22 protein-coding genes are annotated in these 22,909 nt (G+C 67.4%); 10 read left to right on the top strand and 12 right to left on the bottom strand.

What is annotated here, in order from left to right:
- Positions 1-2: 2 nt before the first annotated feature.
- Entirely contained in the window at positions 3-1,166 is a 1,164-nt protein-coding gene (locus tag BPODLACK_RS20660) for an acyl-CoA dehydrogenase family protein (RefSeq protein WP_159406105.1), read from the bottom strand.
- A gap of 27 nt (positions 1,167-1,193) precedes the next feature.
- On the opposite strand from BPODLACK_RS20660, the gene BPODLACK_RS20655 reads away from it, so the two are divergent.
- Positions 1,194-1,364, top strand: a complete 171-nt coding sequence (locus BPODLACK_RS20655; protein WP_157228250.1) for a hypothetical protein — start codon at positions 1,194-1,196, stop codon at positions 1,362-1,364.
- Here BPODLACK_RS20655 and coaA read toward each other — a convergent pair.
- Complete coding sequence (coaA, locus tag BPODLACK_RS20650; protein ID WP_006434411.1) at positions 1,336-2,277, bottom strand: type I pantothenate kinase; 942 nt, start codon at positions 2,275-2,277, stop codon at positions 1,336-1,338. The two genes, BPODLACK_RS20655 and coaA, sit on opposite strands and share 29 nt — an antisense overlap.
- A gap of 125 nt (positions 2,278-2,402) precedes the next feature.
- On the opposite strand from coaA, the gene BPODLACK_RS20645 reads away from it, so the two are divergent.
- From BPODLACK_RS20645 to BPODLACK_RS20625, 5 genes are all read left to right on the top strand, one after another.
- Complete coding sequence (locus tag BPODLACK_RS20645) at positions 2,403-3,623, top strand: DUF885 domain-containing protein (protein ID WP_159406104.1); 1,221 nt, start codon at positions 2,403-2,405, stop codon at positions 3,621-3,623.
- Between the two features lie 34 nt (positions 3,624-3,657).
- Positions 3,658-4,965 (top strand): serine hydroxymethyltransferase, encoded by a 1,308-nt coding sequence (gene glyA / locus BPODLACK_RS20640; protein WP_328722828.1) that lies wholly within the window; start codon positions 3,658-3,660, stop codon positions 4,963-4,965.
- A 59-nt stretch (positions 4,966-5,024) separates the two neighbouring features.
- Entirely contained in the window at positions 5,025-5,897 is an 873-nt protein-coding gene (locus BPODLACK_RS20635; RefSeq protein ID WP_159406103.1) for an acyl-ACP desaturase, read from the top strand.
- Between the two features lie 350 nt (positions 5,898-6,247).
- Positions 6,248-7,555 (top strand): PhoH family protein, encoded by a 1,308-nt coding sequence (locus tag BPODLACK_RS20630; RefSeq protein ID WP_006434415.1) that lies wholly within the window; start codon positions 6,248-6,250, stop codon positions 7,553-7,555.
- Positions 7,556-8,246: 691 nt separating this feature from the next.
- Entirely contained in the window at positions 8,247-9,191 is a 945-nt protein-coding gene (locus BPODLACK_RS20625) for a L,D-transpeptidase family protein (protein WP_159406116.1), read from the top strand.
- A gap of 18 nt (positions 9,192-9,209) precedes the next feature.
- On the opposite strand, the gene BPODLACK_RS20620 is transcribed toward BPODLACK_RS20625, so the two are convergent.
- The 3 genes from BPODLACK_RS20620 to BPODLACK_RS20610 form a co-directional block, all read right to left on the bottom strand.
- A complete protein-coding gene (locus tag BPODLACK_RS20620; protein WP_159406102.1) occupies positions 9,210-9,416 on the bottom strand; it encodes a hypothetical protein in 207 nt (68 codons plus the stop codon).
- Between the two features lie 161 nt (positions 9,417-9,577).
- Positions 9,578-10,453, bottom strand: a complete 876-nt coding sequence (locus tag BPODLACK_RS20615; protein WP_159406101.1) for a universal stress protein — start codon at positions 10,451-10,453, stop codon at positions 9,578-9,580.
- A gap of 168 nt (positions 10,454-10,621) precedes the next feature.
- Positions 10,622-11,269, bottom strand: coding sequence for a response regulator (locus tag BPODLACK_RS20610; RefSeq protein ID WP_159406100.1), 648 nt, complete (start codon positions 11,267-11,269; stop codon positions 10,622-10,624).
- 246 nt (positions 11,270-11,515) lie between these two features.
- Between BPODLACK_RS20610 and BPODLACK_RS20605 the strand changes: the two genes are divergently transcribed.
- A complete protein-coding gene (locus BPODLACK_RS20605; RefSeq protein ID WP_159406099.1) occupies positions 11,516-13,243 on the top strand; it encodes a GAF domain-containing sensor histidine kinase in 1,728 nt (575 codons plus the stop codon).
- A 333-nt stretch (positions 13,244-13,576) separates the two neighbouring features.
- Here BPODLACK_RS20605 and BPODLACK_RS20600 read toward each other — a convergent pair whose 3' ends face one another.
- The 4 genes from BPODLACK_RS20600 to glpX all read right to left on the bottom strand — a co-directional run bounded on the left by BPODLACK_RS20600 (position 13,577) and on the right by glpX (position 18,551).
- Positions 13,577-14,278, bottom strand: coding sequence for a PIG-L deacetylase family protein (locus BPODLACK_RS20600; protein ID WP_159406098.1), 702 nt, complete (start codon positions 14,276-14,278; stop codon positions 13,577-13,579).
- Between the two features lie 13 nt (positions 14,279-14,291).
- The gene (locus BPODLACK_RS20595) at positions 14,292-15,722 is read right to left on the bottom strand and encodes a class II fumarate hydratase (protein WP_006434422.1); all 1,431 of its coding nucleotides are present in this window, start codon (positions 15,720-15,722) and stop codon (positions 14,292-14,294) included.
- 7 nt (positions 15,723-15,729) lie between these two features.
- Positions 15,730-17,427, bottom strand: coding sequence for a fumarate hydratase (locus tag BPODLACK_RS20590; protein WP_006434423.1), 1,698 nt, complete (start codon positions 17,425-17,427; stop codon positions 15,730-15,732).
- Positions 17,428-17,555: 128 nt separating this feature from the next.
- A complete protein-coding gene (glpX, locus tag BPODLACK_RS20585) occupies positions 17,556-18,551 on the bottom strand; it encodes a class II fructose-bisphosphatase (protein ID WP_006434424.1) in 996 nt (331 codons plus the stop codon).
- Between the two features lie 144 nt (positions 18,552-18,695).
- Between glpX and BPODLACK_RS20580 the strand changes: the two genes are divergently transcribed.
- Together BPODLACK_RS20580 and BPODLACK_RS20575 are read left to right on the top strand one after the other, a co-directional pair.
- Positions 18,696-19,271, top strand: a complete 576-nt coding sequence (locus tag BPODLACK_RS20580; RefSeq protein WP_006434425.1) for a DUF4245 domain-containing protein — start codon at positions 18,696-18,698, stop codon at positions 19,269-19,271.
- Positions 19,272-19,347: 76 nt separating this feature from the next.
- Positions 19,348-19,671 carry a hypothetical protein gene (locus BPODLACK_RS20575; RefSeq protein ID WP_006434426.1) on the top strand — a complete coding sequence of 108 codons (324 nt, stop codon included), beginning with the start codon at positions 19,348-19,350 and terminating at the stop codon, positions 19,669-19,671.
- Between the two features lie 2 nt (positions 19,672-19,673).
- Here the strand turns inward: BPODLACK_RS20575 and BPODLACK_RS20570 are convergent, their stop codons facing one another.
- From BPODLACK_RS20570 to BPODLACK_RS20560, 3 genes are read right to left on the bottom strand one after another with little or no spacing between them, the layout of a single operon-like run.
- On the bottom strand, positions 19,674-19,913 hold the full coding sequence (locus BPODLACK_RS20570) for an exodeoxyribonuclease VII small subunit (protein ID WP_006434427.1): 240 nt from the start codon (positions 19,911-19,913) through the stop codon (positions 19,674-19,676).
- Positions 19,910-21,178 (bottom strand): exodeoxyribonuclease VII large subunit, encoded by a 1,269-nt coding sequence (gene xseA, locus BPODLACK_RS20565; protein WP_006434428.1) that lies wholly within the window; start codon positions 21,176-21,178, stop codon positions 19,910-19,912. The genes BPODLACK_RS20570 and xseA overlap by 4 nt, the downstream gene beginning before the upstream one ends.
- The gene (locus tag BPODLACK_RS20560) at positions 21,175-21,903 is read right to left on the bottom strand and encodes a lipid droplet-associated protein (protein WP_006434429.1); all 729 of its coding nucleotides are present in this window, start codon (positions 21,901-21,903) and stop codon (positions 21,175-21,177) included. The genes xseA and BPODLACK_RS20560 overlap by 4 nt, the downstream gene beginning before the upstream one ends.
- A gap of 51 nt (positions 21,904-21,954) precedes the next feature.
- Between BPODLACK_RS20560 and BPODLACK_RS20555 the strand changes: the two genes are divergently transcribed.
- Positions 21,955-22,908 (top strand): 4-hydroxy-3-methylbut-2-enyl diphosphate reductase, encoded by a 954-nt coding sequence (locus tag BPODLACK_RS20555; RefSeq protein WP_006434430.1) that lies wholly within the window; start codon positions 21,955-21,957, stop codon positions 22,906-22,908.
- The last annotated feature ends 1 nt before the right edge of the window (position 22,909 follow it).

Below are 22,909 nucleotides of genomic sequence, written 5' to 3'. Positions count from 1 at the left end.
CGCTAAACCATGGCGAACGGGGAGATCTCCATGCCGATCTCGAGAGATGCCGCGATCTCCCGGATCTCGTCGTAATCGAAGACGACGTGACCGGCCAGGACGTCGACGTCTCGGCGTGCACGCTGCATCGGGTGGTCGAGAAAGTGCACACTGGCACCCGAAGCCTCGAGCAGGGTGCCGATCACCGCTCTCGACTCGTGCACGATCCGGGCTGCGGCGAGGCGTGCCTGCGCACGCGTGCGGATGTCGATGGTCTCCCCGGCAGCCAGCATTCCGTCGATGGTCGTGGTGGTCTCCGCGAGCAGACCACGGAGGGCCTGTAGTCGGATTCGCGCGTCTCCCAGCCGAATTCGGGACGCAGGCTTGTCCTTCTGCTTGACCATCTGGTATGCGAGGACCCGTTCGGAGAGTCGTGCCGCGTACAGGTCGGCGACCCGTTCGGCCGTACCCAGCGCGGGCATCGCGGCCAGCAGGGCGAGGGCAGGCACCATCGGCCAGCGATACGAGTAGTTGTCGTGCAGCGATGCGCCAGGTGTCTTGCCTGCGTACAGATCCCGGACCCGGACGGTGCGATGGGCGGGTACGAAGGCGTTCTCGATCACCACGTCGTTCGAACCGGTTGCCCGCATGCCGTCGGTGTGCCAGACGTCGTCGACTCGTGCGTCGCTGATCGGCAACAGCGCGAGGATCGCGTCCGGTCGGTCGCCGGTGACAATGGCGCCCACCATCACCCAGTTGGCCGCCATGATCCCGGTGGCCCACGACCAGCGTCCGGATACCGAGAAACCGGCACCCCGGGGCTCCGCGGTGCCGGTCGGCGCCAGCGGTGCCGGTGCGAGGTACGGGCGATCGGCGAACGCCTCCTTCTGTGCCTCCTCGCCGAACAGTGCGGTGATCCAGCCGTGCAGCGTGTAGAAACCCAGCGTCCAGGCACTCGACGTGCATCCGTGTGCCAGGCGTCGGACGTGGTCGAGGATCTCGGGGAAGGGTGCTTCGAGTCCGCCGAACCGGTTGGGGATCAACAGATCCAACAGGCCGGAGTCGGTCGCGTCCTGGATCGTCTCGGCGGGCAGTTGCCGTAGGTCCTCTGCGCGACCGGCGCGCTCGGCCAGTGCGGCGATGAATTCGTCGGTGATCGTGACCGTTCCGGCTGTCGGGGAGTCCACGGGCCGAAACGTAACATACGAAAAAGTATGGGAGGCCTGGACCGGAAGACCGCATCGATCCGGGCCACCTGGATCTTCGCGATGGGTATCGGTGCCCTGCACCTGTCCAACAGCGAAGCGGACCGGGCGTCCGCCGGCCGCAACAGCGCCGAGCTGGTGGACCTGATGCTCACAGCTTCCGCAGGCGCACCCGGTTGATGGAGTGGTCGACGTCCTTGCGGAGGACCAGCGAGGCCCGTGGCCGGGTGGGCAGGATGTTCTCGATCAGGTTCGGCCGGTTGATGGAGGTCCACAGGTCCCGGGCCGCGGCCGTCGCCTGCTTGTCGGTGAGCGAGGCGTAGGCGTGGAAGTGGGAGTCCGGGTTGGCGAAGGAGGTGGTCCGCATCTGCAGGAACCGGGAGATGTACCACTCCTCGATGTCCTCGATCCTGGCGTCGACGTAGATGGAGAAGTCGAAGAGATCCGACACCATCAGGGTCGGGCCGGTCTGCAGGACGTTGAGCCCCTCGAGGATGAGGATGTCGGGCTGCCGCACATAGTGATAGACGTTCGGCACGATGTCGTAGGCGAGGTGGGAGTACACCGGCGCGGCGACCTCGCGAGCACCCGACTTCACCTCGGTCACGAACCTGAGCAGCGCGCGCCGGTCGTAAGATTCGGGAAAACCCTTGCGGTGCAAGATGCCCCGACGCTGCATCTCCGCCGTCGGGAGCAGGAAGCCGTCGGTGGTGATGAGGTCCACCTTCGGATGTGACTCCCACCGGGCGAGCAGGGCCGCGAGCACGCGCGCGGTCGTCGACTTGCCGACCGCGACACTGCCCGCGATGCCGATGACGAACGGGACCTGCCGGTTGACCTGGCGTTCGCCGAGGAAGGTCGAGGTGGCCGCGAACAGTCGTTGGCGCGCAGCGACTTGCAGGTGGATCAGACGTGACAGGGGAAGGTAGACGTCGGCGACCTCGTCGAGGTCTATCTGCTCACCGAGACCCACGAGCTCGGCGAGCTCGGACTCGTTCAGCACGAGGGGCATCGACTCACGCAGTTCGCGCCACTGCCGGCGGTCGAGTTCCAGGTACAGGCTGGGGTCCCGATCACTGGCATTGCGGGCCATCAGCGCTGCTCCGGGGTCGTGGTACGCGCGGCTGCCCGGGTCGTCATGCGTAACAGCTTAGGGCCCACCCCTGGCCGCGACGCGGTGGGTCCACGCGGTGAGTCTGCTCGCGGTAACGTGCCGGTATGCCGGACGACCACGCGAACCCCGACCTCGTCACCGACTACCTGCGGCTGGGGCTGGCGTTCGATCGGCTCGAAGAAGGCTTCGTCGACGCGTTCACCGGCGACCCGGCGGTGCGCGCCGAGATCGCCAACGGACCCGCACCCGACCCGGCGCAGCTGGCCGCACAGGCGCGAGCCCTGCGCGCCGACCTCCCCGGTGATCTCCCCGCGGACCGGGCGGAATTCATCGGTGCCCACCTGCGCGCGCTCGAATGTTCGGCACGTAAGTTCGCCGGCGACGACGTCTCGTTCGTCGATGAGGTCAGCGCCTATTTCGACGTCGACATCGCCCTCGCCGACGCCGACCGTTACCGGCAGGCCCACACGGAACTGGCCGAGGCGCTCGGCATCGGTGACGCCACCGGTACCGAGCTGCGCGACGCCTACGCCGCGCATCGTCGTGCCGACGAGATCCCCGCCGAGAAGGTCGACGAATGCGTCCGGGCGTTCAGTGGTGCCCTCCGGGAACGTGTACGCGCGCAATACCCGTTGCCGGACAACGAGATCGTCGACTTCGAGGTCGTCACCGACAAACCGTGGTCGGGGTTCAACTACTACCTCGGCGACTACCGGTCCCGGGTTGCGATCAACGTCGACCTCACGCAGCACATGTCGTCGCTTCCGCACCTGATCGCTCACGAGGCCTACCCCGGCCACCACACCGAGCACTGTCGCAAGGAACAGTTGCTCGTCGGCGCCGGCCAGCACGAGCAGTCGATCTTCCTCGTCAACACCCCGCAGTGCCTCATGGCCGAGGGGCTCGCCGACCACGCCCTGACGGCCATCATGGGCAAGGACTGGGGGGCCTGGGCACAGGAGATCTACGCCGACCTCGGTCTGCGCTTCGACGCCGACCGGGCGATGCGCATCGGACGCGCCACCTCCGGGCTGCTGACCGTCCGACAGGATGCGGCCCTGATGCTCCACGACCAGCACGCCGGCGCCGACTCGGTGGCCGACTTCCTGCAGACGTGGTTGCTCGCGCCGCCCGAGCGGGCCCGCCAGATGCTGCGGTTCCTCACCTCACCGCTGTGGCGTGCATACATCAGCACCTACGTCGAGGGTTACCAGCTGCTCGACAGCTGGCTCGACGCCGCCGACGACCGCGCCGCGGCCTTCGGGCGGTTGCTCGACGAACCTCTCATCCCGGCGAGCCTGCGGCGTGAGCTGGTGCCGGGTTAGGGGATGAGTAGGGGGGCTCCCTAGACTTGACGACATGACCGCGAACTCGTCATCCGTGAACTCGATGTCCCTGGCGGAGCTCGACCCCGACGTCGCCGCCGCGATGAACGGCGAACTCAGCCGTCAGCGGGACACTCTCGAGATGATCGCCTCGGAGAACTTCGTGCCGCGCGCGGTGCTGCAGGCGCAGGGCAGCGTGCTCACCAACAAGTACGCCGAGGGTTACCCGGGACGCCGCTACTACGGCGGCTGTGAGTATGTCGACGTGGTCGAGGACATCGCCCGCAACCGCGCCAAGGAACTGTTCGGCGCCGACTTCGCCAACGTCCAGCCCCACTCGGGCGCGCAGGCCAACGCGGCCGTGCTGCAGGCCCTGATGGAGCCGGGGGAGACCATGCTCGGTCTCGACCTCGCCCACGGCGGTCACCTCACGCACGGCATGCGACTCAACTTCTCCGGCAAGCTCTACGAGAACGCCTTCTACGGCGTGAGCAAGGAGGACTTCCGCATCGATATGGACGAGGTGCGCAAGATCGCCCTCGACGTCAAGCCGAAGGTCATCGTCGCCGGCTGGTCCGCCTACCCGCGCATCCTCGACTTCGAGGCGTTCCGCTCGATCGCCGACGAGGTCGGCGCCCACCTCTGGGTCGACATGGCGCACTTCGCCGGACTCGTCGCCACCGGTCTGCACCCGTCGCCGGTCCCGCACGCCGACGTCGTCAGCTCGACCGTGCACAAGACACTCGGCGGCCCCCGCTCCGGCATCATCCTGGCCAAGCAGGAATGGGCCAAGAAGCTCAACTCGGCGGTGTTCCCCGGCCAGCAGGGTGGGCCACTCATGCATGCGATCGCCGGCAAGGCCGTCGCACTGAAGATCGCCGGCACCGAGGAATTCGCCGACCGCCAGCGTCGCACCCTCTCCGGTGCGAAGCTCCTCGCCGACCGCCTCACCGGTGAAGACGTCGCCAAGGCAGGCGTGTCGGTCCTGACCGGCGGTACCGATGTCCATCTCGTGCTCGTCGACCTGCGCAACAGCGACCTCGACGGACAGCAGGCCGAGGATCTGCTCCACCAGGTCGGCATCACCGTCAACCGCAATGCGGTGCCGTTCGACCCGCGCCCGCCGATGGTCACCTCGGGTCTTCGCATCGGAACGCCCGCGCTGGCCACCCGTGGCTTCGGCGACGAGCAGTTCGTCGAGGTCGCCGACATCATCGCCACGGCGCTCGCCGCCGGTTCGTCGGCCGACGTCTCGACGCTGCGCGGCCGTGTCTCGAAGCTCGCCCTCGACTTCCCGCTCTACGAGGGACTCGAGGAGTGGGGACTGATGAGTCGGATCTGACTCGGCTCGGATCTGACCTGGATTGCCCACCGTCGAGCGGGCTCCGTATCCTTGCAGCGATGAACGCACTCACTGAAGACGACCTGATCATCGCGCTCGAGAAGGCTCTTCCCGAGATCGCGGAAGACCACCAGTCGGCCGCCAGCCCGTGGAACCCGCACGACTGGGTGCCGTGGGACGACGGACGCAACTTCGCGTTTCTCGGCGGAGACGACTTCGACCCGTCGCAGGCCACGCTGTCCGACGAGGCACGTGCCGGGCTGCTGGCGCTCCTCCTCACCAAGGACAACCTGCCGTCGTACCACCGCGTGCTGGCGAAGCACTTCCCGGCCTTCTCCGAGTGGCGTCAGCTGATCGGCGTGTGGACCGCGGAGGACAACAGGCACTCCATCGTGCTGCGCGACTACCTCGTCGTGCGCCGCGCGATCGACCCGGTGGACGCCGAGGACCGGCGACTCGTCCACGTCACCAAGGGCTACCGGCAGACCCCGGAGCAGGTCGACCCGCTCGGCCCGCTGGATGTGCTCGCATTGATGGCCGTGCACGAGAACCAGTGCGTCAGCTTCATCAAGCGGATGTCGGCGGTCGCCGCCGACGACGTCCTGGTGCAGATCCTCGCCAAGATCTCGGCCGACGACCAGCAGCAGGCCAACACCTTCGGTGCGTTCCTCAATGCCGGCGTCGTCGCCGATCAGGACGCCACCGTCATCGCGATCGACTCCGCGCTGGCGCTGGGCCGGGCCGAGGCCATCGGTCACGACATCGATGATTTCGAGGCCGAGCGCGCACTGATCGCCGACTACGAGAACTCCGACACCTGGCGGGACATCGCCGCCACCCTCGCCGACGCGGTCAAGCTCGACTCCGTGGAGGGGCTGGGCGAGGAGGCCGAGGCGGCGCGCCAGCGCATCCTCTCGCGCGCTCGCGGCTAGACGCGGCCCAACGGCTCCCAGAACGCGCGCACGGCGCCATCAGGACGACGAATGTCCTGGTGGCGCCGTTTGCGTCCCTGGAGCAGACGATACTGCGGTTAACGCGAAATTCACGCCGACACACCTGATTCGGGCGCGCCGCTCACGAATCCAACGCGTACGTTGTCGAGTACGGACCGCGGGGAAGCGGTTCGTCCGGGAGGTTCGATTCGTGGATTGCAGCAGCAACGCGAGGGGGCCGGCCCCGGTCCTCGTCCACCTCGGCTGACGCCGAGGGCAACGGACTTCGACCGGCCGGTCAACTGCGAGAACTGGTTTGTGCGGGCGCCGCATGAACGTAGGAGCCCCACGTGACCACACGCACCTACGTCCTCGACACTTCCGTGCTGCTGTCCGACCCCTGGGCGGTCATGCGCTTCGCGGAGCACTCAGTGGTGTTGCCACTGGTGGTCATCAGCGAACTCGAGGGCAAACGTCACCACCACGAGCTCGGCTGGTTCGCGCGTGAGGCGTTGCGCATGCTCGACGACCTGCGGCTGGCACACGGCCGGCTCGATCTGCCGATCGAGATCGGCGACGAGGGCGGCACCCTCCAGGTGGAGCTCAACCACACCGATCCGGCCGTCCTGCCGGCCGGTTTCCGCACCGACAGCAACGATTCCCGGATTCTGGCCTGTGCGCTGAACCTGCGTGCCGAGGGCAAGGACGTGACCCTCGTGTCCAAGGACACCCCGCTGCGGGTGAAGGCCGGCGCGGTCGGTCTGGCCGCGGACGAGTACCACGCACAGGACGTGGTGGTCTCCGGGTGGTCGGGGATGACCGAACTCGACGTCGAGACCTCGACGATCGACGCGCTGTTCGCCGACGGCGTCATCGACCTCGACGAGGCCAGGGAGCTGCCCTGCCACACCGGCATCCGCCTTCTCAGTCCGTCGTCGAGTGCCCTCGGTCGCGTCAATCCGGACAAGCGCGTGCAGCTGGTGCGGGGAGACCGGGAGGCGTTCGGTCTGCACGGGCGTTCCGCGGAACAGCGCGTCGCCCTCGACCTGCTCCTCGACGACAGCGTCGGCATCGTCTCGCTCGGCGGAAAGGCGGGGACCGGCAAGTCGGCGCTGGCGCTGTGCGCCGGTCTCGAGGCGGTCCTGGAACGCCGGACCCAGCGCAAGGTGGTCGTGTTCCGGCCGCTGTACGCGGTCGGCGGCCAGCAACTCGGCTACCTCCCGGGTGGTGAGGCCGAGAAGATGGGTCCGTGGGCACAGGCGGTGTTCGACACCCTGGAGGGGCTCGCCTCACCGGAGGTCATCGAGGAGGTGCTGAGCCGCGGGATGCTGGAGGTGCTGCCGCTGACGCACATCCGCGGCCGGTCGCTGCATGATTCGTTCGTCATCGTCGACGAGGCACAGTCGCTGGAACGCAACGTCCTGCTGACGGTGCTGTCGCGACTGGGATCGGGATCGCGCGTGGTGCTCACCCACGACGTCGCGCAACGCGACAATCTTCGAGTGGGCCGGCATGACGGCGTGGCCGCGGTCATCGAGAAGCTGAAGGGGCATCCGCTCTTCGCGCACATCACCCTCACCCGTAGCGAACGGTCGCCGATCGCAGCGCTGGTGACGGAGATGCTGGAGGAGTTCGGGCCGTCCGCGCCGGGAGCGTAGCGAGCGGGCGGGGTGTGTCCGCGCCGGGAGCGTAGCGAGCGGGCGGGGTGTGTCCGCGCCGGGAGCGTAGCGAGCGGGCGGGGTGTGTCCGCGCCGGGAGCGTAGCGGGCTGGCGAACTACCTGTTGACAATCGGCTGTGAAAAGAAGGAAGGCCGCGACGATTCGCTGAGGGGAGGGAATCGGCGCGGCCTTCCGTCTGGTCCACCGCTGTGTTCGCGGCGTTGTCACGCTGCGAAGCTCAGTGGCGGACCGGTCTCTCGGGCGCGATCAGGCTGCGCCGCCGTCGACGCCGCTGAGCGCCTTGAGCAGATCGATGAGGGCTGTCACAACTTCGATGTTCTCGAGGGAACCCATTGTTTCTCCTTTGTCGGTGGTGTTCCGATCGACGATGTCGCTGATCGACTTTCGTCATTTCCGACGCTAACGATTTTGTTTCGTTCCTGCAAAGGAAAGCTCGGTGAATTACCCAGGACGTGGTTGAACAATTGGTCTTCCGACGCATTGTCCTGCGCGGCGAGCAATGGATCATCGTTGATTTTCCATCGAGAATCGACAGTCGTCTCGGCGGCCGGAATGAGGTCGGAGGTCGGGATGCTTGATCTGATCCTCATTGCACCGTGACCATCACGTGACTCACGAGATCTTGCGCACTGTCACACTGGTGTGGTGCTGAAGTTACTGATGAGGCGAATGAGACTTCTGGGACTATTGGTGATAGCGGTGCTCGCCGCGTGTGCCGGTGGCGCGGGTCAGGCCTTCGCCGAGCCGGAGCCGACCACCCCGACCACTCCGGGGAGTCCGACGGGACCGGGAGCGGCGACGGGACTGGGCATCCCGGTGCTCGACGACGTGCTCGACCAGCTGTCCGGCGACAGCGGTTCCGCAGATGCGCCCGGCGGCGTCGAGCGTGCCGGCGGGGCGACCGGCCAGATGATCGTGGTGACCGCGCCCAAGGCGTCGGACACGACTGCCACCCTCACGGCCTTCGAAAAGGGCGCCGACGGCAGCTGGAAGCCGGTTCTCGGGCCCGGCAAGGCCTTCCTCGGTTCCCTGGGCATGGGCGAACCGCAGGACAACGTGCACCGCACGCCGCAGGGCACGTTCCCGCTCGACCAGGCGTTCGGTCGTCAGCAGAACCCGGGTACCAAAATGCCCTACATCAAGGTCGATCAGCAGGACTGGTGGGATTCCGATCCCAAGTCACCGACCTACAACACCCACGTGCGTCAGGCGCAGAGCCCCGGCGGTGACAGCGAGAACCTGTACAACTCGGGTCCGGTCTACGACTACGCCGTCAACATCGCGCACAACCCGCAGCGCACGCCCGGCAAGGCGTCGGCGATGTTCCTGCACGTGACCAACAACGAACCGACGATGGGCTGCGTCGCCATCGAACGCGAGCTGATGAAGAAGGTCCTCGTCTGGCTCGACCCGGCGAAGAACCCGAAGATCACGATCGGCGTGAACCAGGGCGCGCCGACCGGCGAGGCGCCCGGAGCAACCCCTCAAACAACTCCGGGTGCCACGCCGTCGACTCCCGACCTTCCTGCCTCCGATGAGCTGACCGGCCTGCTGTCGCAGCTGGTCGGCGCGGTGCCGTCCCTCTTGGGTCTCGGCGCCGGGCTCGGCGGCTGAAGACACCGCCGCCGGATCTCACGGATCGCTGATCTCGAGGCGCGCCTGCCGGCATGCAGGGCAGAAGGTCTCGTCGGCCCCGATGTGCCAGCCGTTGACCCTGGCCCAGTCGTCCCGGTCGGTCTGGGACAACGGCGATCGTGTGACGAAGCTGCGTCCGCAGCTGTCGCAGTACCGGTCGGCCGAACCCTCGGTTTCGGCGGCCAACGGGGAGATGACTGTCATGACGGGACCTCTGTGGCTGGGTTCGATTCGGGCCCTGTCGTCGCGTCGTCGGCGGACTCGCGACTTGGACGAACGACCACTTCAGTGTCACCGGATGTGATGTGGGTCTCATAGGGCCGAATGGCACATGGTTGCCTGATCCGCCATTCCCGATCCGCGGCTCAGCGGTCGTGGGGTACGACCATCACCGGGCACCGCGCGGATCGCAGGACCGACAGGCTCGTCGAGCCGAGTCTCATGCCGGCGAATCCGCCGCGGCCGCAGGCGCCCACGACGAGCAGTTGGGCTGCTTGGGCGTGGTCGAGAAGTGCGCGTGCGGGACGGTCCCGGGTTACCGCGCAGCGGATGGTGACCTGGGGATATCGGCGGCGTTCCTCGGCCAGTTCATCATCGAGCCAGGCGTCGGCTCGGCTCCGATGGGTCGGCCAGTCGGACACCGTGCACGGCACGGACATGTCGGCGACGTCGGCGTCGCACCAGGCGTGGACGACTGTGACCGGCACGCTGCGCAGGGCAGCTGCGGCGAATGCGGCGCTGACCGCGCGGCGTCCGCCCGGGGAACCGTCGGTGCCGACCACGACGTTCGCCTGAGACCAATGCGCTGGGGTGTCGCGGACGACCGTCAACGGGCATCTGCAGTACTCGGCGAGGGCGGTGGTCACCGACCCGAGAACCACCCGATGTCCGGCCATGTGCCCGCGGTTGCCCACGACGACCAACCGCGCCCGATCCGAGGCGTCGAGCAGGGCGGCGATCGGCGGGGAGTCGACCACCTGGGTCGTGATCTTCAACGGGTCGGGGGTGTCGGTCGAATCCTCGACGACCCGGCGGGCCTCCGCCAGCGCATGTTCGCACCGGTCCCGAAGCGGATCGAGGACGTGCGGCTCGTCGGCCGACAGGTTCGCCGAGGCGATCATCTCGATCTCGGACCGGTGGAGAGCGGCGTCGCGTGCGGCCCAGCGTGCCGCCGCGCGTGCGGTGGCGGAACCGTCGATGCCGACGACAACGGGCCCGTCGGTGAATCTGGACGCGGTCACACGGCTGTCCCCTCTGGAGGTCACGCACCGAGCGCCGGGGTGTCCCGGCATTGGCTTCCGTTCCTCAGTACAGACCTCGGCGAGGGGCGAGTCATCGGGTAAAGAGTCCCCAGAATGGGGACCAATGACACGTTTGCGCTCGAGGCGGCGGGGTAGAGAGCGTGGAGCTCAGCGGCCGTTGCCCCGCTGCGCCACTTTCGCCGCGTACACCGCTGCCTGCGTACGGCGTTCCATGCCGAGTTTGCCGAGCAGCCGGGAAACGTAGTTCTTCACGGTCTTCTCCGCAAGGTGCATCCGCGCGGCGATCTGCCGATTGGTCAGCCCCTCGCCGAGGAGGGCGAGCAGAGTGCTCTCCTGCTCGCTCAATGCGTCGCCGGGCTTCTTCTCTTTCTCGCGCTGGGTGCGCAACCGGTCCATGAGGGCCGCGGCGGCGCGGTTGTCGAGCAGCGAACGGCCGGCGCCGACATCGGTGATGGCACGTGCCAGCTCCATGCCGGTGATGTCCTTGATGACGTACCCGCTGGCGCCGGCGAGGATCGCGTCCATCATGGCCTCGTCGTCGGTCATCGAGGTCAGGATGAGGCAGCGCAGGCCGTCGACGCGGCTGAGCAGCTCGCGACACAGTTCGATCCCGTTGCCGTCCGGCAGGCGGACGTCGAGGACGGCCACATCGGGTTTGACGGTGGGGACGCGGGCCAGTGCCTGCGCGCAGGTCGCCGCCTCGCCGACCACCCGGACACCGTCATCGTGGTCCAGGAGTTCGACGAGACCCCGTCGGACGATCTCGTGGTCATCGACGAGGAAAACCGAGATCATCGGCCACATCTCCCTCCTGCGCGGGTGTCGCTGAGACGAATTGTAGGACGACCCCAGACGTGTTTCACCCGAATTGCCCGGACCGGCAGATTCGCGCATATCCGGAATGTCCGTTTCACCACTGATGCGACGGTTCACGGAATATCCAATTGCGGTGCGGGACTTACTGATCGAGGGGTTCGAAGTCATTTGTCGAGAATTGTTCAACCGAATACTCGACGGACCGCAGGGTATATCATCCAGAATATGGTCCGCGAATTCCCGGAACGTGGCGCGAGGTCTATCGAACTACAGAATGCGTTGTCGCAGAAGCGATTGCGTGATCTCCTCGGTGAGGTCAGCGACCGGATCACGCAGATCGCCGATGTCCGAGACCGCATCGACGGTCTGCTCGAAGCCATGCTGTCGGTGAGTTCCGAACTCGATCTGGAGACCACTCTCGAGTCGATCGTCGCCGCCGGAATCCGCTTGGTCGACGCCGAGTACGGCGCGCTCGGCGTTCTCGGCAGCGGATACGACCTCTCGGCCTTCCTCGCCCAGGGCATCAGCGAGGAGGTCCGCACCGAGATCGGAGACGTGCCGACGGGACGCGGCGTGTTGGGCCTGCTCATCGACGACCCGCGGGTGTTGCGGCTCGACGACCTCTCCGAGCATCCCTCGTCGGTCGGTTTCCCGCCGAATCACCCGCAGATGACCACCTTCCTGGGCGCCCCGATCCGGGTACGTGACGAGATTTTCGGCAACCTGTTCCTGACCGAGAAGAAGAACGGTGCACTGTTCACCGAGGACGACGAACTCGTCATCCAGGCACTGGCGGCGGCGGCGGGCATCGCGATCGAGAACGCCCGGCTCTACGAGCAGGCGCAGACACAGCTCGCCTGGATCGAGGCGAATCGGGACATCATCGCAGAGCTGCTGACGGGTGCCGACAACCAGGAGGTCCTCGAGGCGATTGCCCGCAAGGTGCTCACACTGGCCGACGCCGACCTGGTCTGCATCGCCGAACCCCACGACCACGAGATGCCGCCTGAATCGGTGGAAGAACTCGTCGTCACGGTCGCCGAGGGGATCGACGCCGAGGTCTTCCGCGGGCGGATCGTGCCCACCAGGGGCTCGACCTCCGGCGACGCTTTCCGGCGACGCCAGCCGGTTCTGCGTGACCAACTCGAGTACGACATCTCCGGGCACTCCTCGATACGGCACGGTCCGGTCATGGTCGCCCCGCTGCGCACGGTGGAGTCGACCCGTGGAGTGCTGATCGCCCTGCGGTCCAAGGGACGCGACGCGTTCGCAGAGGACCTGCTGAGCCTGAGCGCGGACTTCGCCGATCAGGCGGCCCTGGCACTCCAGCTTGCCAGCGCGGCCAACCAGACCCAGCAGATGCGGGTGCTGGAGGATCGCGAACGAATCGCGCGCGACCTGCACGATCACGTGATCCAGCGGATCTTCGCCGAGGGGCTGACGCTACAGGCGACGCTGCAGCGCACCCAGTCACCCGAGATCCGCGCCCGGCTGACGCGATCCATCAACAATCTGCAGGACATCGTGCAGGACGTGCGCTCGACGATCTTCGATCTGCAGGCGGAAGAATCCGAGACCACACGTCTCCGTCAACGAGTGCAGGAGACGATCGATCAGCAGGTCGACGATCTGCCGATACAGACCCACGTGCGGATGGCGGGACCGCTGTCGATCGTCGAGCCGCGACTCGCCGACCAGGTGATCGCGGTGGTACGCGAGGCATTGAGCAATGCGGTCCGGTACGCACACGCCACGACGCTGACGGTCGCGATCTCGGTCGCCGACGATCTGGTCGTGGAGGTCACCGACGACGGCGTCGGACTGGACGGGGACGTCACCGCGAGTGGGCTGACCAACATGCGGCGCCGGGCCGAGGAACTGGGCGGGACCTTCTCCCTGACGACCCCCGAGGCGGGCCACGGGTTGTCCGTGCGGTGGACCGTTCCGCTCTAGTTCGCGTCGTCGCGTAGGTTCACGTCCCGTCGGGTCAGGTGGTGGGGCCGGCCCACTGACCGGTGTCGTGGTCGGCCGGCAATCGCCAGGCCGACGTCCGCTCGGTCACCCATGCCACGGCCTGCACTCCCGACAGGAGGCCGAAGAGAACGACGAGCCAGATGGAGAGCCCGACGAGAGCGCAGACGGCGAAGGCTGCGAGGAATGCGACGAGAACACCGGTGAGAGTGATGACCGGTCACCTCCTACGTACTTGGAGGAGACTCTCGGGGGTTCGAGAGACTGACCCTCACACTTTCTCCTGGCGGCGAACGTTTCGCGAGAGGCCGAAGGTCACATGTTGATGGGTCGTTTGAGCTCGAAGCCCGCCGTGCGCACACCGTCGGCGCCGTCCTGCGGTGCCGTCGCCCGGTCGATCTGGGCGCGCGCCTGATCGAGGACCGAGGTGTCCGGGTCGAGGACCGACAGGTAGCGATCGTGCGCGGCGAGAGACCGGACGGCGACCTCGAACTGCTCGTCGACGTCGACCGCATGCGTTGCGGCCGGACCGTTCTCGAACAACCACGCGGGCACCTCGTCGTATCCGGCCGCGACCAGGGCGTCGTAGGAGTCGAGCACGGCCGCGGCGAACTCCATGTGATCGCGTTGATTCGGCTGGCCGGGGGCCCATTCGGGACCCCCGTACAATGACAGGATCACCTGCGGCGCAATGCGTTCGATGGTCTCGGTGATCTTCGCCCGGAGTTCGCGGGTGTTACGGATGTCGCTGTCGGGGAACCCCCAGAACTCCACCTCGTCGACGCCGACGATCGACGCGGAGGCGCGCTGTTCGGCTTCGCGCAGCGGTCCGCATTCGGCCGGTGACATTCCCTCGATGCCGCGTTCGCCGCTGGAGGCGAGCGCGTAGACCACCCGCCTGCCCTCACCGGTCCATCGCGCGACCGCTGCCGCCATCCCGTACTCCGGGTCGTCGGGGTGGGCGACGAGGACGAGTGCGGTCTGCCAGTCCGTGGGGAACGCCTTCAGGTTCGTCATGGCCCGGCCGTACTCAGCGTTCCCGGTCGAGATTGGCCATCTTGAGAACGTCGAGGCGCGCGTCGAGTTCCTCCTCGCTGAGCTTGTCGCCCACGAGGCCCCGATCGATCACGGTCTGGCGGATCGTCTTGCCCTCCTTGAGGGCCTGTTTGGCGACCGCGGCGGCCTCCTCGTAGCCGATCGCGCTGTTGAGCGGTGTGACGATCGACGGGGAGCTCTCGGCCAGGGTGCGGAGACGGTCGACGTTGGCCTGCAATCCCGAGATGCAGCGGTCGGCGAACAGTCGGGACACGTTGGCCAGCAGCTTGAGTGACTCGAGGACGTTGCGGGCCATCATCGGGATGTAGACGTTGAGTTCGAAGGCGCCGTTGCCGCCGCCCCAGGTGACCGCCGCGTCGTTGCCGACGACCTGGGCCGCCACCTGCGTGACCGCCTCGGGCAGAACGGGATTGACCTTGCCCGGCATGATCGAACTGCCCGGCTGGAGGTCGGGGAGCAGGATCTCGCCCAGGCCGGTCAGCGGTCCCGAGCCCATCCACCGGACGTCGTTGGCGATCTTGGTGAGCGACACCGCGATCGTCTTCAGCTGACCGGACAGTTCGACGAGCCCGTCCCGGGCGGCCTGCGCCTCGAAGTTGTCCTTGGCCAACGAGAGTTCCTCGACGCCGGTGCGGCGGACGAGTTCGGCGACCACCTTGGTGCCGAAGCCGGCCGGCGCGTTGAGTCCGGTGCCCACCGCGGTGCCGCCGATGGGCAGCTCGCCGACACGCGGCAGGGTCGCGGTGACGCGCTCGATGCCGGCCTCCACCTGCCGTGCATACCCGGCGAACTCCTGGCCGAGGGTCACCGGCACCGCGTCCATCAGGTGTGTGCGGCCGCTCTTGACCACGTCACGCCACTCGGTTGCCTTGTCGGACAGTGCCTTCCGGAGATGGTCGAGCGCCGGGACGAGGTCGGTGACGACGGCCTCGGTCGCCGCGACGTGCGTGGCGGTCGGGAACGTGTCATTCGACGACTGCGACATGTTGACGTGGTCGTTGGGATGCACGTCCACCCCGTTGGCCTTCGCGATCGATGCGATGACCTCGTTGGTGTTCATGTTCGAACTCGTGCCCGACCCGGTCTGGAAGACGTCGATCGGGAACTGGTGGTCGTGGTTGCCGTCGGCGATCTCGGTGGCCGCCGCGATGATCGCGTCGGCCCGCTCCGCGTCGAGGAGTCCCAGATCCTTGTTGACCGTGGCGCAGGCCGCCTTCAGCAGGCCCATGGCGCGGATCTGCGTCCGCTCCAGCGGGCGATGGCTGATGGGGAAGTTCTCCACCGCCCGCTGCGTCTGGGCGCGCCACAGAGCATCGACGGGCACCTGCACCTCGCCCATCGTGTCGTGCTCGGTGCGGTATTCCTGCTTGTCCGGTGCCTCGTTCTTGCCCTGTGCCTCGGTCATAGGTGTTCTACTCCTTCGATCGAATCCTTATGCCGCTCAGCGGGACGTTGACGGCCCCACTCGGGTCGGTGAAAAAGTCGTTGCCCTTGTCGTCAACAACGATGAAGGCCGGAAAATTCTCGACCTCGATCTTCCACACTGCCTCCATTCCGAGCTCGGGGTACTCGATGATCTCCTGGCTCTTGATGCAGTCGAGCGCCAGTCGGGCGGCCGGGCCGCCGATCGAGCCGAGGTAGAAGCCGCCGTGCGAGTTGCACGCCTCGGTGACCTGCTTGGAACGATTTCCCTTGGCCAGCATGACCATCGAGCCGCCGGCGGCCTGGAACTGCTCGACGTAGGAGTCCATGCGGCCGGCGGTCGTGGGACCGAACGAACCGGAGGCCATGCCCTCCGGGGTCTTGGCCGGACCGGCGTAGTACACCGGGTGATCGCGCAGGTAATCGGGCATCGGCTCGCCGGCGTCGAGGCGTTCCTTGATCTTCGCGTGAGCGATGTCGCGGGCCACCACCAGGGGGCCCGTCAGCGACAGGCGTGTCTTGACCGGGTACTGCGACAGCTGTGCCAGGATCTCGGTCATCGGGCGGTTGAGATCGACCTCGACCACCTCGCCGCCCGAGATGTCCTCCGCCACACCGGCAGCCGGCATGTACTCGGCCGGGTCGGTCTCGAGCTGCTCGAGGAACACCCCGTCGGCGGTGATCTTGCCGAGCGCCTGCCGGTCGGCCGAACACGACACCGCGATGGCCACCGGGCACGACGCGCCGTGGCGGGGCAGACGCACGACGCGGACGTCGTGGCAGAAGTACTTGCCGCCGAACTGGGCGCCGATGCCGAAGGACTGGGTCAGCTTGAAGACCTCGTCCTCGAGCTCGAGGTCGCGGAAGCCGTGCGCCGACATCGAACCCTCCGTCGGCAGGTTGTCGAGGTAGTGCGCGGAGGCGTATTTGGCGGTCTTCAGCGCGAATTCGGCTGAGGTGCCACCGATCACGACGGCCAGGTGATAGGGCGGGCAGGCCGCGGTGCCGAGCGAGCGGATCTTCTCGTCGAGGAACTCGAGGATGGACTTCGGGTTGAGGATGGCCTTGGTCTCCTGGAACAGGAAGGACTTGTTGGCCGACCCGCCACCCTTGGCCATGAACAGGAACTTGTACTCCGGGCCCTTGGGGCCCTGCTCGGTGGCGTAGATCTCCACCTGGGCCGGGAGGTTGGTCCCGGTGTTCTTCTCGTCGTACGTGGTCAGCGGTGCGAGCTGCGAATAGCGCAGGTTGAGCTGCGTGTAGGCGTCGTAGACACCCCTCGAGATCGCCTCGGCGTCGTCGGTGCCGGTCAGCACGCCCTCGCTCTTCTTGCCCATCACGATCGCGGTGCCGGTGTCCTGGCACATCGGCAGGACGCCACCGGCGGAGATGTTGACGTTCTTGAGCAGGTCGAGGGCCACGAAGCGGTCGTTGCCCGATGCCTCGGGGTCGTCGATGATCTTGCGGAGCTGCGCGAGGTGGGCCGGGCGCAGGTAGTGGCTGATGTCGTGCATGGCCTCGGCGGTGAGCTTGCGGATCGCCTCCGGCTCCACCTTGAGGAACGTCTGTCCGCCGGCTTCGAACGTCGAGACACCCTCGGTGGTGATGAGTCGGTAGGGGGTCTCGTCGGCGCCGATGGGGAGCAGATCAGAGTAGAGAAACTCGGGGGCTGAGGGTGGTTTACTCACGCACCGGATCGTATCGCCCCAGCAAAACGGCCCCACGTCAGAGGTGACCGGACTCGTGAGATGGATCACGGTCGCAGCTCCCCGACGCGGGGCCGTTTGCTCGGTGTGTCAGAGGTCGACGCCGGGCGTCAGAGACTGATGCGGGCGTACTCGCGCAGCTTGGCCGGCTTGTGGACGGCCTCGATGCGGCGGACGGTGCCCGACTTCGATCGCATGACCAGCGAACGAGTGGTCGCACCGTTGGGACGGTAGGTGACGCCGCGCAGCATGTCGCCGTTGGTGACACCGGTCGCGCAGAAGAAGCTGTTCTCGCCGCTCACCAGGATGTCGTTGGTCAGGACCCGGTCGAGGTCGTGACCCGCGTCGATGGCCTTCTGGCGCTCCTCGTCGTTGCGGGGCCACAGCTTGCCCTGGATCTCGCCGCCCATGCACTTCATCGCGACGGCCGTGATGATGCCCTCGGGGGTGCCACCGACGCCCATCAGCATGTCGACGGTCGAGTAGTCGTCGGCGGCCGCCACGGCGCCGGCGACGTCACCGTCGGAGATGAGGCGGATCTTGGCGCCGGCCTGGCGGATCTCGCCGATGAGATCGGCGTGGCGGGGCCGGTCGAGGACGATGACGGTGAGGTCGGCGACGTCGATGCCCTTGGCCTTGGCGACCGAGTTGATGTTCCACTCGACCGACTCGTTGATGTTGATGGCGCCCTTGGCGTCCGGACCCACGGCGATCTTGTCCATGTAGAACACGGCCGACGGGTCGTACATGGTGCCGCGTTCGCTGACCGCGATCACCGAGATCGAGTTGGGGCGGCCCTCGGCCATCAGGGTGGTGCCGTCGATGGGATCGACCGCGACATCGCAGTCGGGGCCCTCGCCGTTGCCGACCTCTTCGCCGTTGTACAGCATCGGCGCCTCGTCCTTCTCGCCCTCGCCGATCACGACGACGCCGCGCATGGAGACCGTCGAGAGGAGCTGGCGCATCGCGTCCACCGCCGCGCCGTCGCCGCCGTTCTTGTCACCGCGACCCACCCAGCGGCCGGCCGCGAGTGCAGCCGACTCCGTCACACGGACCAATTCCATCGCGAGGTTGCGATCGGGTGCCTGGTGGTTGCTGGCTGTCATGGGCTTCGGCTCCTCATGTGTGGCCCCGATCTCAGTGGGTCGCAGCCCCTGGGATCCGTGGGTGTGGCGGTGATCTCAGGGACCATCCTTGCATGTCACACCGGCCGTTCGGTGACTGACCCTGGTAGTGGGATACTCGGCGACATGGCAGACAAACCGCGCATTCTCATCAACGGCAAGGACATGTTCTGGTCGTTGGTGCCGCTGATCGCGCTGTGTGCATTGGTGGCGATCGCGTCGGGGAATTGCTCGGTCGGCTTGAATCAGGACCCCGCAGACAGCAAGGTGCCCGCGTTCGACGTGGTCACCGCACTGGACGCCGACGCCCGGCAGATGCCGTTCCCGATCCGCCGGCCGCCCACACCCGAAGGATGGAAGCCCAACTCCGGCTCGTCGGATGCGATCGAGGGACATCGGGTCAGCACCGTCGGCTGGCTCAGTGCGAGCAAGGCCTATGTGCAGCTGAGTCAGACCGACGCCTCGGAGGACCTGCTGGTGCCGTACCTCGGCGGGAGCGGTGACGAGTACGCGGACACCACCGGCACCGGTACCCGCGAAGCGGGTGGCCGGCAGTGGGTGACCTACGAGACCTCCGAGGGCAAGAAGTTCTGGATCGCCGACTTCGGCGATGTCCGGATCGGCGTGCTCTCCCGGGGACCGGACTCCGACATCGAGACGATCGCGTCGTCGGTGGCGACGCAGCCACCGCTCGATGCCTGAGTGGAGACGATTCGAGTAGCCGACTACTCGCGATGACGAGTGCCTCCGTTCATAGCGTCTGCTCCAGGAGGCGCTCATGTCCGGGGAATTCTGGCACAGGTACAGGTGGACACCGGCGACGTCGTTGTCCGCACAGGCCGACGCCTGGCTGAACATCATGTGGGGACGACTCGTCCTCGTCGCGGTGCTCGTCGCACTGCTGGTGATCGTGGTTCCCGTGTACGGGGCCGGCGCGGCCGTTGCGGCGACCGGCGGTCAGGTCATCAGCGTGCCGTGCGTGCGAGTCGACCCACCGGCCGGCCGCCGGGAACCGCTGGTGCTCACCGATGGTCCGGTTCGAGCCGCCGAGCGGTCGCGGGTGTCCGCGGTCGACCAGCGGGTCCTCGTCGACTTCGACTGAGGTCACTCATCGTCGTCGTCGGCCGAATTCTTCTGTGCGATCACGGTTTCGATGCGTTCACGCGCGCCGCGGAGATGTTCTTCGCAGCGAGTCGCGAGCGCCTCGCCCCGTTCCCACAGGGCCAGTGAGGTGTCGAGATCGAGGCCACCGTGCTCGAGTGTGCTGACGATGTCGGCGAGTTCGTCGCGCGCCTCCTCGTATCCGAGTTCGGTGACCGGTGTGTACTCCTCGTCGGTGCTCACGAATCTCCTTCGTCGTCCGTGGACGTGGATGTGGGTGCCTCGGTGGCGGTGACGGTGGCCCTCGCCGCGCCGTCGGCGACGCGGATGCGTAGTTCGGCGCCCGCCGGCAGATCGTCGAGAGTGCTGACGACGTGGGTCACGTCGGTGTCGGTTCGTTGCACGACCGCGTAGCCACGCGCGAGGGTCTGGGCCGGGCCCAGGGTCGAGAGCCGGGCCGCGAGGTGCTCGTGGCGCCGGTCCTCGGTGTCGACGTGGCGTAGGACGTCGCGCCGCAGGGCACGCACCAGCTCGGCCACGTTCGCGGACTCCTGGTCGACGATCACGCCCGGCCGGGCGAGGACCGGACGTCGCCGCAGTCCGTCGATCACCCCGGTCTCGCGGCGCACCCAGTTGCGCAACGCCTGAGCGCTACGCCGGCGCAGGTCGTCGATCCCGGCGAGTTCGGCCTCGACGTCGGGCACCACTCGCTTGGCGGCGTCGGTCGGGGTGGCCGCACGCAGGTCGGCGACGAGGTCGAGCAGCGGATTGTCGGGCTCGTGCCCGATCGCGCTGACCACCGGCGTCCGACACCGCGAGACCGCCCGCAACAGCGCCTCGTCGGAGAACGGCAGCAGATCCTCGACGCTGCCGCCGCCGCGGGCGATGATGATCACCTCGACGTCGGGGTGGGCGTCGAGGTCGGCGAGGTGGGTCAGGATCCGTGCCACCGCCGTCGGGCCCTGCACGGGTGCCTCACGGATGTCCAGGCGCACGGCCGACCACCGGCTGGTGGCGACGCTGACCACGTCGTGCTGGGCGGCACTGGCCCGCCCGCTGATCAGCCCGATGGCGCGGGGCAGGAACGGCAGCGGACGTTTGAGCCGGCTGTCGAACAACCCCTCGGCGGCCAGCAGCTGACGGAGGCGTTCGATCCGCAGCAGCAGTTCGCCGACCCCGACCGGACGGATGTCGCTGATCCGCAACGACACCGTGCCGCGGCCCGTGTAATAACTCGGGCGGCCGAGGACGACCACGTGGCTGCCGTCGGTCAGCGGAACCTCGGTGCGCGTCAACAGATCCGGGCTGCACGTCACCGATATGGAGATGTCGGCGGCCGGGTCCCGCAGGGTGAGGAAGGCCGTGCGGGTGCCGGGGCGCCGGCTGATCTGGGTGACCTGACCCTCCACCCAGATCTGGCCCAATCGGTGTATCCAGTCGGCGATCTTCGTGTTGACCGTCCGTACCGGCCACGGATTCTCGGCCGAATTCGGCGAGGTCCCGCTCACGCCTCGGTGGAGCGCTTGTTCTGCGAGGCGATCCGGTTCTCGAGCATCGTGACGAACGGTGCGCGACCGCGGTTCGACTTCTCGTAGTCGACGAGGCTGGTGAGGTCGTCGGTGCCGACCGCCCGAAGACGTGCCCGCAACTGTGCCAGGGTCAGCGTGTCGTAGTCGATGAGTTCGACGATCTCGGGCGTCGAGCCGTTCTTCGACGCCGGGGCCGGGGTCGCCGGCGTCTCCGCGGCGTCCAGGACGTCTTCGGGCGCGGAGCTGTACAGCGCGAAACGGCCGGCATCGGCACGCGGCGGTGCGGCGGTGGTATCCGTGGCATCGGCGGGCTGGTCGCCCGGGTCGTTGCCGTCGGCGGCGGCCTCGATCTCGTCGTCGATGGTGGTGGCCTTCGTGGACGGCCTGGCGGGCTTCGCGGGCGTCTCGATCGGTACGTCGCCGGCGTGGGCGTCGGCGTCGGGGGCCGGGGTCTCGACGTCATCCTCGTCGAAGCGGGCCCACTCGGGCTGCTCGCTGGGCTTGTCGAAGATCATCTCCAGGACGGCGTCGCCCTTGATGGCGAGTTCGGCGATGTTCTGCTGGGCCCGCATACCTGCCTGCAGGGTCTGGCTGACCGCGGTCATCGGGAGGGTGACGAACAGCGCGGGAAGCTTGCGCGTCTCCTCGAGGGCGGTGACGATCAGACCTGCGGCGATACGGGCCGGGTAGGGTGCGCGATGCATGCCAACACTCTGCCATCACGGGCACCCGTCTGTAACCCGTACCCTGGAAGCATGTCTGTCACGAAGCGTGTCCTGCTCGCCGAACCTCGCGGCTACTGCGCGGGTGTCGACCGCGCGGTGGAGACGGTCGAGCGTGCTCTCGACAAGCACGGCGCTCCCGTCTATGTCCGCAAGGAGATCGTGCACAACCGCCACGTGGTCGAGACCCTGGCGGATCGCGGGGCGATCTTCGTGGGGGAGACCGACGAGGTGCCGGAGGGGGCGATCGTCGTGTTCTCCGCACACGGTGTCTCACCGCAGGTCCATGCGACCGCCGCGGAACGCAACCTGAAGACCATCGACGCGACCTGTCCGCTGGTGACGAAGGTGCACCAGGAGGCCAAGCGGTTCGCCCGCGACGACTACGACATCCTCCTGATCGGCCACGAGGGCCACGAGGAGGTCGAGGGGACGGCCGGTGAGGCGCCCGAGCACATCCAGCTGGTGGACGGCCCGGACAGTGTGGACTCGGTGACCGTGCGTGACGAGTCGAAGCTGGTCTGGCTGTCGCAGACCACGCTCTCGGTCGACGAGACCATGGAGACGGTGAGGCGCCTGCGCGAGAAGTTCCCGCTGCTCAACGATCCGCCCAGCGACGACATCTGTTACGCCACCCAGAACCGGCAGGTCGCCGTCAAGGCGATGGCCCCCGACTGCGATCTCGTCATCGTCGTCGGTTCCAAGAACTCGTCGAACTCGGTTCGCCTGGTCGAGGTGGCCCTACAGGCCGGCGCCAGGGCCGGCCACCTGGTCGACTACGCGCGCGAGATCGACGATGTCTGGCTCGAGGGCGTGAGCACGGTGGGCGTCACCTCCGGTGCGTCGGTGCCCGAGGTCCTCGTCCGCGGCGTGCTCGACTTCCTCGCCGAACGCGGCTACGACACGGTGGACACCGTCAACACCGCCAACGAGACACTGACCTTCGCGCTGCCGCGCGAGTTGCGGCCCGCGCGTACCACCAGCTGAT

The organism is Gordonia sp. YY1, assembly GCF_009872315.1.
In the GTDB taxonomy this organism is placed as follows: Bacteria; Actinomycetota; Actinomycetes; order Mycobacteriales; family Mycobacteriaceae; genus Gordonia; species Gordonia amicalis.
The sequence above is the reverse complement of the archived record's forward strand: the minus strand, read 5'-3'. Positions and strand labels throughout refer to the sequence as shown.